Origin of the sequence: Sphingobium sp. B10D7B, assembly GCF_025961955.1 — a bacterium.
In the GTDB taxonomy this organism is placed as follows: domain Bacteria; phylum Pseudomonadota; class Alphaproteobacteria; order Sphingomonadales; family Sphingomonadaceae; genus Sphingobium.
On record NZ_JAOQOQ010000001.1, the window covers coordinates 1,168,174 to 1,180,896 of the forward strand.

The 12,723-nt window shown below is 65.4% G+C and carries 13 protein-coding genes; 12 read left to right on the plus strand and 1 reads right to left on the minus strand.

From position 1 onward, the window contains the following. Positions 1-119: 119 nt before the first annotated feature. The 10 genes from M2331_RS05485 (at position 120) to ccoS (ending at position 9,592) form a co-directional block, all read left to right on the plus strand. Positions 120-728 (plus strand): NAD(P)-dependent oxidoreductase, encoded by a 609-nt coding sequence (locus M2331_RS05485; RefSeq protein WP_181559334.1) that lies wholly within the window; start codon positions 120-122, stop codon positions 726-728. A 109-nt stretch (positions 729-837) separates the two neighbouring features. Then, complete coding sequence (locus M2331_RS05490) at positions 838-1,536, plus strand: Crp/Fnr family transcriptional regulator (RefSeq protein WP_181559335.1); 699 nt, start codon at positions 838-840, stop codon at positions 1,534-1,536. A gap of 147 nt (positions 1,537-1,683) precedes the next feature. Next, complete coding sequence (gene ccoN, locus M2331_RS05495; protein ID WP_181559336.1) at positions 1,684-3,351, plus strand: cytochrome-c oxidase, cbb3-type subunit I; 1,668 nt, start codon at positions 1,684-1,686, stop codon at positions 3,349-3,351. A gap of 12 nt (positions 3,352-3,363) precedes the next feature. Then, positions 3,364-4,098 (plus strand): cytochrome-c oxidase, cbb3-type subunit II, encoded by a 735-nt coding sequence (ccoO, locus tag M2331_RS05500; protein WP_181559337.1) that lies wholly within the window; start codon positions 3,364-3,366, stop codon positions 4,096-4,098. Beyond that, on the plus strand, positions 4,095-4,283 hold the full coding sequence (locus M2331_RS05505) for a cbb3-type cytochrome oxidase subunit 3 (RefSeq protein ID WP_181559338.1): 189 nt from the start codon (positions 4,095-4,097) through the stop codon (positions 4,281-4,283). Before ccoO ends, M2331_RS05505 begins: the two co-directional genes overlap by 4 nt. Next, positions 4,276-5,223, plus strand: a complete 948-nt coding sequence (gene ccoP / locus M2331_RS05510; RefSeq protein ID WP_181559339.1) for a cytochrome-c oxidase, cbb3-type subunit III — start codon at positions 4,276-4,278, stop codon at positions 5,221-5,223. Before M2331_RS05505 ends, ccoP begins: the two co-directional genes overlap by 8 nt. A 151-nt stretch (positions 5,224-5,374) precedes the next feature. Further along, entirely contained in the window at positions 5,375-6,835 is a 1,461-nt protein-coding gene (gene ccoG, locus M2331_RS05515) for a cytochrome c oxidase accessory protein CcoG (protein ID WP_181559340.1), read from the plus strand. Further along, a complete protein-coding gene (locus M2331_RS05520; RefSeq protein ID WP_181559341.1) occupies positions 6,832-7,287 on the plus strand; it encodes a FixH family protein in 456 nt (151 codons plus the stop codon). The genes ccoG and M2331_RS05520 overlap by 4 nt, the downstream gene beginning before the upstream one ends. Further along, entirely contained in the window at positions 7,284-9,440 is a 2,157-nt protein-coding gene (locus tag M2331_RS05525) for a heavy metal translocating P-type ATPase (RefSeq protein WP_181559342.1), read from the plus strand. The genes M2331_RS05520 and M2331_RS05525 overlap by 4 nt, the downstream gene beginning before the upstream one ends. After that, complete coding sequence (gene ccoS, locus M2331_RS05530; protein ID WP_181559343.1) at positions 9,437-9,592, plus strand: cbb3-type cytochrome oxidase assembly protein CcoS; 156 nt, start codon at positions 9,437-9,439, stop codon at positions 9,590-9,592. The genes M2331_RS05525 and ccoS overlap by 4 nt, the downstream gene beginning before the upstream one ends. Positions 9,593-9,839: 247 nt before the next feature. Here ccoS and M2331_RS05535 read toward each other — a convergent pair whose 3' ends face one another. Continuing rightward, positions 9,840-10,517 (minus strand): OmpW/AlkL family protein, encoded by a 678-nt coding sequence (locus tag M2331_RS05535; RefSeq protein ID WP_181559344.1) that lies wholly within the window; start codon positions 10,515-10,517, stop codon positions 9,840-9,842. A gap of 134 nt (positions 10,518-10,651) precedes the next feature. Between M2331_RS05535 and hemN the strand changes: the two genes are divergently transcribed. Next, on the plus strand, positions 10,652-11,974 hold the full coding sequence (hemN, locus tag M2331_RS05540; protein ID WP_181559345.1) for an oxygen-independent coproporphyrinogen III oxidase: 1,323 nt from the start codon (positions 10,652-10,654) through the stop codon (positions 11,972-11,974). Between the two features lie 3 nt (positions 11,975-11,977). Beyond that, the gene (locus tag M2331_RS05545) at positions 11,978-12,676 is read left to right on the plus strand and encodes a sulfite exporter TauE/SafE family protein (RefSeq protein ID WP_181559346.1); all 699 of its coding nucleotides are present in this window, start codon (positions 11,978-11,980) and stop codon (positions 12,674-12,676) included. Positions 12,677-12,723: the final 47 nt, after the last annotated feature.

Genomic DNA, 12,723 nt, shown 5'->3' on the forward strand with positions numbered 1-12,723 from the left:
GCGCTGGTCTCTTGCCTTTGTCCGGCTTGACCCTAAGAACAGGCCCTTAGAATAGGCAAAGTCAATTTGGGTGTCGCGGGCTAGGCGCGCGATCTGCCCGATAAGAGAGGAATGCAGGCATGAAGATCGCAATCATGGGTGCCACTGGCAATGCAGGCCAGCGTCTGGTCGATGAGGCCGTGAGTCGCGGGCACAGTGTCACCGGCATTTCGCGCAGCGCGGACACTCAGGCCCCGCGCGAGGGCGTGACGTGGGTGAAGGCCGACATCAATGATGTCGACGACATGGCGAGCAAGATCGCCGGCCATGATGCGGTCATTCTCTCCATGCCGTTCAAGTCGCTGGATGCGGACAATGTGTTCGCGGTGGCGCGCAAGGCCGGGTGCTGGCTGCTGGTCGTCGGCGGCGCGGCGAGCCTGCAGACCGAGGATGGCGTGGTGCTGCTCGATACGCCGGGTTTCCCGGACTTCATCAAGGTCGAGGCCGCACCGGCGCGCGATTTCCTCAACCAGCTGAAGGCCGGACCGGGCTTTGACTGGACGTTCCTGTCGCCGGCCATGATGTTCGGACCGGGCGAGCGCACCGGCACCTTCCGCCTCGGCACCGAGACGCTGCTGACGGCCCCGGACGGTAAAAGCTCGATCAGCTATGAGGATTTCGCCGTCGCGATGATCGACGAGATCGAGACGCCCAAGCACAAGAACATGCGGTTCACCGTCGGCTACTGACGGCGGTGTCATCCATGAACGGCGAGGGCCGGGGCTTCCAATATGCCTTTGGTATGCACGGCCTGCTTAGGCCGTTGGAAAGTCTCGACGACTGCTGTAAAGAGTCGCGGTGACTAGCTGCCAACAATGTGTCGTGCGGAACCGCGCGATCTGTTCATCTTTGGATACCTCCGAGCTGGAGGTACTCAACAAGATCGGTCGTCGCGTGCCCGTGCATCGCGGGCAGACGCTGATGTGGGAAGGCGATGACAGCTTGCTGGTCGCCAATGTGATCGACGGCGTGCTCAAGCTGTCGACCTCCACAGCGGATGGCCGCGAGCAGATCGTCGGCGTTGTCTATCCGTCCGATTTCATCGGGCGTCCGTTTGGCAGCACGACTCAGCACAGCGTCACCGCGCTGTGTGATGCGCAGGTGTGCCTGTTCACGCGCTCCTCCTTCGACGATTTTGCCCGCACGCATCCGGAGCTGGAGCACAAGCTGCTCCAGCGGACCCTCACCGAACTGGATCGCGCCCGCCACTGGATGCTGTTGCTCGGGCGCAAGAGCGCCGGAGAGCGTGTCGCGACCTTCCTGCTCGAAATGGCGCAGCGGCTTGCCGATGCAAGCTGTAGCGGCAGCGATCTTGTCGAGCGCTTCGAACTGCCGCTCACCCGCCAGCAGATGGCCGATCTGCTGGGCCTCACCATCGAGACTGTGAGTCGCCAGCTCACCCGGCTGCGCCAGGCCGGGATCATCGATCTGCCGGATCGGCGGACCGTCGTCATTCTCGATCATGACGCCATGGAGGCCGAAGCCGGCAACGGCTGAGCACCGCGCTCCTCGTCGCCGCGCATCACGGCACACCGGCCACCCCGCAGGCCGCATTCTTCCCGTTGACCCATGTCAATGATGCCGAGCCCCCGCTGATCCACAGCGACAGCACAGTCCCAGGACTGTGCTGCTCAAGGGGTTTCTATGACCGGTCTAACAATGAAGGCGGGAGGCTGGCTCCTGCTCGCCATTCTCGCGATGCTCGCCTCCGCGCTCGCCGTGGATTCCGGATTTGCCATCCACATGGTCATTGCGTCGCTCGCGGCGCTGCTCGCCATGATGGGGACGCTTCGCTCCGCCGATTGGGGCGGCATGGCGCGCGGCATTCTGCGCATGCCCGATCAGGGGCATTATGATGACGATCCGGTGCGCTGGGGCGTTATCGCCACGGTGTTCTGGGGCATGGCCGGTTTTCTCGCCGGGCTCTACATTGCCTTGCAGCTTGCCTTCCCGGCGCTCAACCTGGGGCTGGAATATACCAGCTTCGGGCGCTTGCGGCCGCTGCACACCTCGGCAGTGATCTTTGCCTTCGGTGGCAATGCCCTGATCGCGACCAGCTTTTATGTCGTGCAGCGCACCTGCCGCGCCCGGCTTGCCTTCCCCTCGCTCGCGCGCTTCGTCTTCTGGGGCTACCAGCTCTTCATCGTGCTCGCCGCGACCGGCTATCTCCTCGGCATCACCGAGGCGAAGGAATATGCCGAGCCCGAATGGTATGTCGACCTGTGGCTCACCATCGTTTGGGTCGCCTATCTCGCGGTCTTCGTTGGCACGATCGTCAAGCGCAGCGAGCCGCATATCTATGTGGCGAACTGGTTTTACCTGAGCTTCATCCTCACCATCGCGATGCTCCACATCGTCAACAACCTGTCGATGCCGGTCAGCCTGCTTGGTTCCAAGAGCTACAGCGCCTTTGCGGGCGTGCAGGATGCGCTGACCCAGTGGTGGTACGGCCATAACGCCGTGGGCTTCTTCCTCACCGCCGGCTTCCTGGCGATGATGTACTATTTCGTGCCCAAGCAGGCCGAGCGGCCGATCTACAGCTATCGCCTGTCGATCATCCACTTCTGGTCGCTGATCTTCCTCTACATCTGGGCCGGCCCACACCACCTCCACTACACCGCGCTGCCCGATTGGGCGCAGACGCTGGGCATGGTCTTCTCGGTCATGCTGTGGATGCCGAGTTGGGGCGGCATGATCAACGGCCTGATGACGCTGAACGGCGCCTGGGACAAGGTCCGCACCGATCCGATCATCCGCATGATGGTGATGGCGCTCGCCTTCTACGGCATGAGCACCTTCGAAGGGCCGATGCTCTCGATCAAGAGCGTGAACAGCCTCTCGCACTATACGGACTGGACCATCGGCCACGTTCACTCGGGCGCGCTCGGCTGGAACGGCATGATCACCTTCGCGGCGATCTACTATCTTACGCCGCGGCTGTGGGGCCGCACCCGGCTCTACTCGCTGCGCATGGTCAACTGGCACTTCTGGCTCGCGACCGTCGGCATCGTCTTCTACGCCTCGGCGATGTGGGTCGCCGGCATCATGCAGGGCCTGATGTGGCGGGAATATGGCGCGGACGGCTACCTTGTCTACGCCTTCTCGGACACCGTCCGCGCGATGTTCCCGATGTACGTACTGCGCGCCTTTGGCGGACTGCTCTACCTCTCGGGCGCGGTGTGCATGACCATCAATGTGTGGCGCACCATCCTCGGCCACCAGCGCGTCGAAGCGCCCATGAGCGACGCTGCCTATGACGCCGCCAAGGACCGGCCGATCACTCACAAACCTGCTGCGGTTCCCGCGGAATAAGGACGGAAAACCATGTCGAGCTTTGCACAGAAGCACAAGAAGCTGGAGCGCAACGTTACGCTCCTTGCCGTCGCTGCCTTCGCTGCGGTTACCGTGGGCGGCATCGTGGAGATCGCACCGCTCTTCTGGATCGACAACACGATCGAGAAGGTGGAGGGAATGCGTCCCTACACGCCGCTGGAGCTGGCGGGCCGGAACATCTACATGCGGGAGGGCTGCTACAACTGCCACTCGCAGATGATCCGCCCGTTCCGCGACGAGGTGGAGCGCTACGGCCATTACAGCCTCGCCGCCGAGAGCATGTATGACCACCCATTTCAGTGGGGCTCCAAGCGGACTGGGCCGGACCTGGCGCGCGTCGGCAAGCGCTACTCGGATGAGTGGCACGTCCAGCACCTCATCGATCCGCGTAGCGTCGTGCCGGAATCGATCATGCCGACCTATGCCTTCCTCACCAAGCGTGAGCTGAAGGCAGGCGACATGACGGCCCATCTCACGGCGCAGCGCCGGGTGGGCGTGCCCTATAGCGATGAGGACATCAAGAAGGCGAATGCCGATCTGATGGCGCAGGCCGATCCCGAGGCCGACACTGCCGATCTCCTCAAGCGCTACCCCAAGGCCCAGGCCCGCGATTTCGACGGCAATCCGGCCAAGCTGACCGAGATGGACGCCCTCGTCGCCTATCTCCAGATGCTCGGCACGCTTGTCGATCTGGATAGCGCCGCGCCGCAGGAGGTGGAGCGATGAGCTATAATGATCTGCGCCACTTCGCGGACAGCTACGGGCTTTCGGCAATGGTGGTGCTCTATTTCGGCCTGTGCGCATGGGCGTTCCGTCCCGGCTCGCGCCGGAGCAACCAGGACGCCGCGCACCTGATCTTCGCCGAAGATGGCGAGGCCGCAGCCCATGACAGGAAGAACAACCATGGCTGAGAAGAAACGCATCGACGCGCCGACCGGCACCCAGACCGTCGGCCATGAATGGGACGGGATCGAGGAGCTCGATACCCCCATGCCGCGCTGGTGGGTCTGGACATTCTACGCAACGATCGTGTTCGCGATCGGCTATGTGGTGGTTTATCCTGCTATTCCATTCGCGCATGAAGCCAGCAAGGGGCTGTTCGGCTGGTCCAGCCGCGGGCAGCTCCAACAGGTGATGGATGCCGAGACCGCGCGCCGGACGCCGATCCTCTCGGCCATCGCTGCCACGCCCATCGAGAAGCTGGTCGCCCAGCCAAAGCTGATGGAAGCGGCGATGCAGGGCGGCGCCGCAGCCTTCAAGGTGCATTGCGTGCAATGCCATGGCTCGGGCGCTGCCGGCGCCAAGGGTTACCCGAATCTGGTGGATGATGATTGGCTGTGGGGCGGCGACCTGCAGTCGATCGAATATACGATCACTCATGGCGTGCGGAACCCGGATGAGCCGCAGACTCGCACGAGCCTGATGCCCGCCTTCGGCAAGGACGGCATTCTCACCGGCACGCAGGTTCAGGATGTGGTGAGCCATGTCCGCGTGATCAGCGGGCAGGAGAAGGCCAGCGCTTCCTCACGGCGCGGCGACGTGCTGTTCCAGCAGAATTGCGCGGTGTGCCACGGCCCCGCGGGCAAGGGACTGCGTGAATTCGGTGCGCCGAACCTGACCGACCCGATCTGGCTCTATGGCGGCGATCGCGAGACGCTGACCCAGACCGTGACGAACAGCCGTCGGGGTGTGATGCCCGCTTGGGGCCATGCTCTCGACAAGGCGACGATCCGCATGCTGGCCGTCTACGTCCACGGCCTTGGCGGTGGCGAGGCGACGCCGGTCGCAGCGCAGATTGCCGCTGAGGCTGCCGGGGCACCGGAGGCGCAGGCCAACGCCGCGACACCATAAGGCGGAGCTGGCCCTTCCTCCGCGCGTCGGGGGAGGGGCCAGCTGCCGCTCATTTCGTTGATCCTGCTCAATGTCGTTTGAGCCGACTGCGCCTAAGCGAAGATCGATCGGAGGCAATCTGATGCCGAAGACGCCAACAACGGACGCTGCCATGTCCCCCGTGAATGATGTTACCGCGCCAGCGGAAAGCCTCTACGCCAAGCGCAAGTCGGTCTTCCCCAAGCAGGTCGATGGGCCGTTCCGCCGCTTCAAGTGGCTGGTGATGGCCGTCACCCTGACGATCTATTGGGCCACGCCCTGGATCCGCTGGGATCGCGGGCCGCACGCGCCCAATCAGGCGGTGCTGGTCGATCTCGCCAATCGCCGCTTCTTCATGTTCGGCATCGAGATCTGGCCGCACGAATTCTATTATGTCGCCGGCCTGCTCATCATGGCGGGCGTCGGTCTGTTTCTGGTGACCTCCGCCGTCGGCCGCGCCTGGTGCGGCTACGCCTGCCCGCAGACCGTCTGGACCGATCTGTTCCAGCATGTCGAGCGCTTCCTCGACGGCGATCGCAACGCGCAGATCAGGCTGGAGAAAGCACCCTGGACCCCGATGAAGGTCTGGAAGCGGCTGCGCAAATGGGCGGTCTGGCTGGTCATCTCGTTCCTCACCGGCGGCGCGTGGATCTTCTACTTTGCCGATGCGCCGACGCTGCAACACCAGTTCTGGACCGGGCAGGCGCCGTTCGTCGCCTATGGCACCACCTTCGTGCTGACCATGACGACCTTCATCTTCGGCGGCTTCATGCGCGAGCAGGTGTGCATCTACATGTGCCCCTGGCCGCGCATCCAGACCGCGATGACAGATGAGAAATCGCTCATCGTCACCTACAAGCACTGGCGCGGCGAGCCCCGCACCAAGGGCCTGAAGAAGGCGCAGGATGAAGGGCTGCCGACCGGGGACTGCATCGACTGTCTGCAATGCGTGCAGGTCTGCCCGACCGGGATCGACATTCGCGAGGGACCGCAGATCGGGTGCATCACCTGCGCCTTGTGCGTCGATGCCTGTGACAAGGTGATGGCGCAGATCGGCCGCCCGCGCGGCTTGATCGACTATGCCACGGAGATCGACTGCGAGGCCGAGATGAAGGGTGAGGCGCCGGCGCCCGTGCGCAAGCGCCTCTTCCGTCCGCGCACAATTGCCTATTTCGCGATCTGGGCGAGCATTGGCCTCGCCATGCTGTTCGCGCTGGGCGTGCGTTCGCGCATCGACATCGCGGCCAATGCGGAGCGCAATCCGGTCTATGTCCGCCTATCCGACGGGTCGATCCGCAACAGCTATCTGATCAAGGTGCGCAACATGCAGAGCCGCGCGCGCCCTATGGCCATCGGCCTCGATGGGCTGGACGGCGCACTGATGTGGCGTGAGGGGCAGACCCGCGATCAGGCGAGCCGGACCCTGCAAATCTACGTGCCGCCCGATCAGGTGCTCAAGGAACGCGTGCATGTGGTTGCGCCGGCGCAGGGCATTGCCCGCCAGGATTTCGCCTTCACGCTGCGCACGCTCGACGAGCAGAAAGAGGCAGCGCAGGATGATGAGAGCTTCGTTCGACCGGAGGTAGGCCAGTGACCCGCAAGTTCACCGGACGGCATATCACCGTCATTCTCGTCAGCTTTTTCGGCGTGGTCATGGCCGTCAACTTCACCATGGCCTTCCTTGCCAGTTCCACTTTCGGCGGGCTGGTGGTGCAGAACAGCTATGTCGCCAGCCAGGAGTTCAACAAATGGCTGGCGCAGGCGCGTGCCGAAAACGCGCTGGGCTGGGCGCTCACGCTGAATCGGACTGCGGAGACACGGCTGAGCGCGACGCTGCGCAGTGCGAATGCGCCGATGAACGATGTGGCGCTGACCGCCACCGCCCGTCACCCGCTTGGCCGCAAGCCGGATATCGTGCTGCAATTCCGGGCACTCGGCGGTGGCGTGTATGAGAGCCTCCAGCCCCTGCCGCAGGGCCGCTGGATCGTCCATGTGCGGGCCCGCGCCCATGGGCGGGAGATCAACAGGGTGGTCGATCTGTCATGACCTATGTGGCGCCCAGGCCCGATTGGTCGGCTGATGCGGTCGAAACCCGCCTCGCTGTGCCGGACGTGCATTGCGCCGGCTGCATCTCCAAGATCGAGCGGCTGTTGCCATTGCAGCCGGGAGTCCACGCCGCCCGCGTGAATTTCTCGGCCAAGACGGTGATCGTCGCGCATGCCGCCGATCTGGCCGAGCCTGACCTGCTGCGCGCCTTCGACGCGATCGGGTTCGAGGCGCAACCGCTGCACAGCGCGGCGGCGCATGAGCGCAGCCAGGCGCTGCGTAAGTCGATCCGCGCCCTTGCCGTGGCAGCCTTTGCGGCGATGAACGTCATGCTGCTCTCGGTCTCGGTCTGGTCCGGGGCGGATGGCAGCGCGCGCGAATTGTTCCACTGGATCTCGGCGCTGATCGCCATCCCGGCGGTCAGCTATGCGGGACAGCCCTTCTTCCGGTCGGCCTTCAAGGCGCTGCGGGCGGGCACGACCAATATGGATGTGCCGATCTCCATCGGCGTCATTCTCGCCACCTCGATGAGCCTCTATGAGACGATCATCGGCGGTCGCCATGCCTGGTTCGATGGCGCGTTGATGCTGCTCACCTTCCTGCTTGCGGGTCGGGTGCTGGACGAGATGATGCGCGCGCGCGCCGCCAGCGGAGCCGAAGCGCTGGTACGCCGCACCGCGCCCGGTGCCATGCGGCTGGCCGAGGATCGCGCGAGCCAGTGGGTTGCCGCCGATGCGCTGGCCGTGGGCGACCGCGTTCTGGTTGCCGCCGGCGAGCGGCTCGCGGCAGATGGCATAATCGAGCAGGGCAGCAGCCGGTTCGATCTCTCCTTGCTCACCGGCGAAAGCGCGCCGGTGACGCTGCGTGCGGGGGACCTTGCGACCGCGGGCACGCTCAATCTCGACGGCCCGGTGACGCTGCGCGTGACAGCCGTAGGCGAGGGGCGGGCGATTGCCGAGATTGCCCGGCTGATGGAAAGCGCCGGCCAGGCCAAGTCCCGCTATGTCCGCCTCGCCGACAAATGCTCGCGGCTTTACGCGCCGGTGGTGCATCTGCTCGCTGCCATCACCTTTGCCGGCTGGATGATCGCCGGGGCGGGCTGGCACCAATCGCTGCTGGTCGCCATCGCCGTGCTCATAATTACCTGCCCCTGCGCGCTCGGCCTCGCCGTGCCGGTGGCGCAGGTGGTGGTCTGCGGCGCGATGATGCGGGCCGGGCTACTGGTCAAGGATGGCAGCGCGCTTGAGCGCCTCGCGCAGGCCGATCAGGCGCTGTTCGACAAGACCGGCACCCTCACGCTCGGTCGCCCGCGCGCCTTCGGTGTCGAGGCGCTGGACGAGGAGGAGCGGAGCATTGCCCGCGCGCTGGCCATGGCCAGCCGCCACCCCCTCGCGGTGGCGCTCCGGCAGGCGCTGGGCGGCGAGCATGTCGGCCCGGCGGTTCTCACTGACGTCGAGGATATTCCCGGCGAGGGCGTTCGCGCGCTCTGGCAGGGGCAGGCTGTGGCGATGGTCAGGCCGACGCCAGAGGATCTGAGCGACCAGGCTGGCGCAAGTGACGATCCGACCATGGCGGTCGCGCTGGACCTGGCGCACGGGCGCCGCCACATCATCCGCTTCGCCGATGCGCTGCGCCCGGATGCCGCGCGGGCGCTGGCGGACCTCTGCGCCCTTGGCCTCCCGCCGGCAATCATGTCGGGCGATCGGGAGGAGGCGGTCCAATCGCTAGCCGATGAGCTCAGCGTGCCGGCCGAGGGCGGGATGCGCCCGGCCGACAAGCTGGCGCGGCTGCAGGCGCTGGCCGAGGCGGGCCACAAGCCTTTGATGGTGGGCGACGGACTGAACGACGGCCCGGCACTTGCCGCGGCCCATGTCTCCATGGCGCCCGGCTCGGCAAGCGACGTCGGCCAGCAGGCGGCGGACATCGTGTTTCTGGGCGACAGCCTCTCGGGTATCCCGAAGTCGGTGCGGGCCTCGCGCGCCACCATGCGCATTGTCCGGCAGAATATCGGTCTAGCGATCGGCTATAATGCGCTCGCCGTGCCGCTGGCGATTGCCGGCTATGTCACGCCGCTGATTGCCGCCGTCGCGATGTCGAGCAGCTCGCTCATCGTTGTGGCCAATTCCCTCCGTCTGCGCTGGGCTGTCAAATGAACGGATTGATCTTCCTCATCCCCGTGGCCCTGCTGCTCGGCCTGACCGGCCTCGTCGCGTTCATGTGGTCGCTGCGCAATGGCCAGTTCGATGATCCGGACGGCGCTGCCATGCGCATTCTGATCGAGGATCAGGATAAGCCGGCGTCGTAGCGAACCTGTGACGTCAAGGACAGTGACCGCCGTTCGTCCTGAGTAGCTGCTGAGCTTGTCGAAGCGGCGTATCGAAGGACTAGCCCGTGCGCTGCGATGCTTCGATACGGCTCTTCGATACGCGCCTGCGGCTCACCTCAGACCCTACTCAGCACGAACGGCCGGGATTCGAACACCAAAAAAAACGGGCCTGCTCCGGGAGAGGGAGGAGCAGACCCGCCTTGCCGGCGCGTGCCGGTAACTGGGCTTAGAAGCGGTAGCTGACGCCGCCGCTGACCACCCAGGGATCGAGTTCGTGCCGGGTCGCCAGCACGGTGGCGCCGGAGGCATTGTAGAATTCGGCAGTCGGCCGGACGAAGTAGCGCTTGGCGTCGAACGAGATACCAAGGCCCGTATCATTCACCGGAATGTCGATGCCGGCCTGCAGCGCGAAGCCGACCTTGCTCTTGAGCTTGGCGCTCGCGGCGCCCAGCGCGGCAGTGCCGCCCGCGCCCACCTTGGAGTCCACCACCCAGAAGTAGCTCGGCCCGGCGCCGATATAGGGTTTGATGGGGCCGGCATTGAGGTGATATTTCAGCGTCACCGTCGCCGGCACGATCTTGATGTCATCGAGCAGCCGGTTGACGCCCTTGATCGCGCCCGCGCCATCCACATGGTGCGCGGTCATGCAGCAGATCGTCTCCACCGAGACGGCATCGCTCAGGAAATATTCGATTGCGACGGTCGGCACCCAATTGTCGCTGGCGGCGGTGTCCGTGCCGGCAGGCAGCGTCACCGTGGCGGATTTCACCGTGTCGATCTTGCCATTCGGCAGCACGCCGGTTGCCATCAGCTTGACCTGCACCTTGCCTTGCTGCGCCTGCGCGACCCCGGGGGCAGCGAGCATCGCAAGACCGGCGACACAGCTGAATAAACGAGCATTCATGGGTTCTTTCCTTTCTTTCCCTGAACCTGCATCGCTCATTAGGATTGGGGTGGGCGCCGCTCATTGACCCAGCGCAAGACTTGGCTTGATCGAGGTCAAGGGCAGCCAAGGCCCGACAAAGTAGAGCCATTTCCATGTGGTCCTATTATCCCGATCTGCTCGCCCGGCCGGTGCCGCGCTACACCAGCTATCCGACGGCGGCCGAGTTCACGGACCGGGTGGGGGAGGCCTATCTCGGCCATGCGCTGGATGCGGTGCAGCCGGGGCAACCCGTCTCGCTTTATGTGCACATCCCCTTTTGCGAGGAGATCTGCTGGTATTGCGGGTGCAACACCGGGCGCTCCAACAAGGCGCAGCGGTTGACCAGCTATCTCGATGCGCTTCATGCCGAAATTCGCACTGTCGCCCAGCGCCTCGGCGGACGCGCCCGCGTCGAGCGCATCGCCTTTGGGGGCGGCAGCCCCAATGCCATCCCGCCGCTGGAGTTTGCCCGGCTGGTCGATGAGATGATGCTGGCCTTCAACTGCGGCGCGCCGGTGCTCTCGGTCGAGATCGATCCGCGCGGGTTCGACCAGCGCTGGGCCATGACGCTGGGCGTCTCCGGCACCAAACGCGCCAGCCTTGGCGTGCAGACCTTCGATCCCGCCATCCAGGCCGCAATCGGGCGGGTCCAGCCGCGCGATCTGATCGTCAGCGCGGTTGATCGCCTGCGCAGCAACGGCGTGCGGTCCATCAATTTCGATCTGATGTACGGTCTGCCCGGCCAGGACCGCGCGATTCTGGAGCAGACGCTGGACGAGGCCATCGCCATGCGGCCGGACAGGATCGCCCTGTTCGGCTATGCGCATGTGCCGCATATGCTGCCCCGCCAGAAGCGGATCGATGCCACCCATCTGCCTGATCAGGCCGAGCGTTTCGCCATGGCGGCGCTGGGGCATGTTCAGCTGGTGAGCGCGGGCTACGTGCCCGTCGGTTTCGATCATTTCGCGCTGCCCCATGACGATCTCGCCAAGGCCCAGCAGAGCGGCACGCTGCGCCGCAATTTTCAGGGCTTCACCGAGGATCGGGCCGATGTGCTGATCGGCATCGGCGCGACGGCCATCGGCCAGTTTCCGCATCTCATCGTGCAGAATGACAAGAATAGCGGCCGCTACCGGATGCGCGCCGGCGCCGGCCGCCTGACCGGCGAGCGCGGCATCCTGCGCGACGCGGATGATCAGCGGCGCGGCGCGATCATCGAGGATCTGCTCTGTGGCCGGGCCGCTAACGTCGGCACCGATCTGCACCGGACCGACCTGCGTGCCGGGCTCGCGCCCTTCCTGGAGCGAGGCCTCGCTACGCTGGAGGGCAATAGCTTGCGCATCACCGAACAGGGGCGGCCTTATGGACGCGCCGTCGCAGTGTTGTTCGACCGCCATCGCGCCCTATCGCAGCAGCGGTTCAGCAGCGCGATCTGAGCGATGGCCGATCCGTGGACCTTTGGCGGCGGATTTCTGCTCGGCTTTGCCTCCAGCCTGCACTGCGTCGGCATGTGTGGCGGCATTGCGCTCCTGCTCGGCCAGGCGCGGAGCGAGGGTGACCATCCCGCGGCCTTCGCGGCCCGGCTTCATGCCGGTCGCATCGGGGCCTATATGGTGATGGGTGGCGCGGCGGGGGCGCTGGGCGCACTGGCGCTGGGCGGGCTGGATGCGACACTCGGCCATCTGCTCCTGCGCTGGGCGGCGGCGATGAGCCTCGCGTGGGTCGGCTTCTCGATGCTGGGTCTCATGCCGAGCCCCGCTGTGGTCGGTCACGCAATCAGGGGGCAGGTGCATGTGCCGGCTTCCGTCGCAGGCGCGGCGCGATCGATGCTGCCGCCGCGCCTGCGCATGGTTGCTACCGGCTTTGGCTGGGGCATGATGCCGTGCGGAATGGTCTACGGTGCGTTGCTATATGCGGCCTTTGCCGGGTCGCTCACCGGCGGACTGCTGGTCATGGCGGGCTTTGGCATCGGCACACTGCCGGCGCTGCTTGCGGTGCAGGGCGGCGCTACGATGCTCGCCGGGCTGGCCCGCAAGCCCGGCGTGCGGACGCTCGCCGCCCTCGCAATCCTGCTCTGCGCGCTGCTCAGTCTCGGCGCCGGGGAGGCCGGCCTGCTGGCCCTGTGCCGCGCGAAATAAGCGTTCGACCGGCTTGGGCGGGGTTGCAAGAATCAGTCTCAGGTTCC

Coding starts and splice junctions, on each gene's coding strand:
- M2331_RS05485 (WP_181559334.1), top strand. CDS start 120: ATGAAGATCGCAATCATGGGTGCCACTGGCAATGCAGGCCAGCGTCTG.
- ccoN (WP_181559336.1), top strand. CDS start 1,684: ATGACCGGTCTAACAATGAAGGCGGGAGGCTGGCTCCTGCTCGCCATT.
- ccoO (WP_181559337.1), top strand. CDS start 3,364: ATGTCGAGCTTTGCACAGAAGCACAAGAAGCTGGAGCGCAACGTTACG.
- M2331_RS05505 (WP_181559338.1), top strand. CDS start 4,095: ATGAGCTATAATGATCTGCGCCACTTCGCGGACAGCTACGGGCTTTCG.
- ccoP (WP_181559339.1), top strand. CDS start 4,276: ATGGCTGAGAAGAAACGCATCGACGCGCCGACCGGCACCCAGACCGTC.
- ccoG (WP_181559340.1), top strand. CDS start 5,375: ATGTCCCCCGTGAATGATGTTACCGCGCCAGCGGAAAGCCTCTACGCC.
- M2331_RS05525 (WP_181559342.1), top strand. CDS start 7,284: ATGACCTATGTGGCGCCCAGGCCCGATTGGTCGGCTGATGCGGTCGAA.
- ccoS (WP_181559343.1), top strand. CDS start 9,437: ATGAACGGATTGATCTTCCTCATCCCCGTGGCCCTGCTGCTCGGCCTG.
- M2331_RS05535 (WP_181559344.1), bottom strand. CDS start 10,517: ATGAATGCTCGTTTATTCAGCTGTGTCGCCGGTCTTGCGATGCTCGCT.
- hemN (WP_181559345.1), top strand. CDS start 10,652: ATGTGGTCCTATTATCCCGATCTGCTCGCCCGGCCGGTGCCGCGCTAC.
- M2331_RS05545 (WP_181559346.1), top strand. CDS start 11,978: ATGGCCGATCCGTGGACCTTTGGCGGCGGATTTCTGCTCGGCTTTGCC.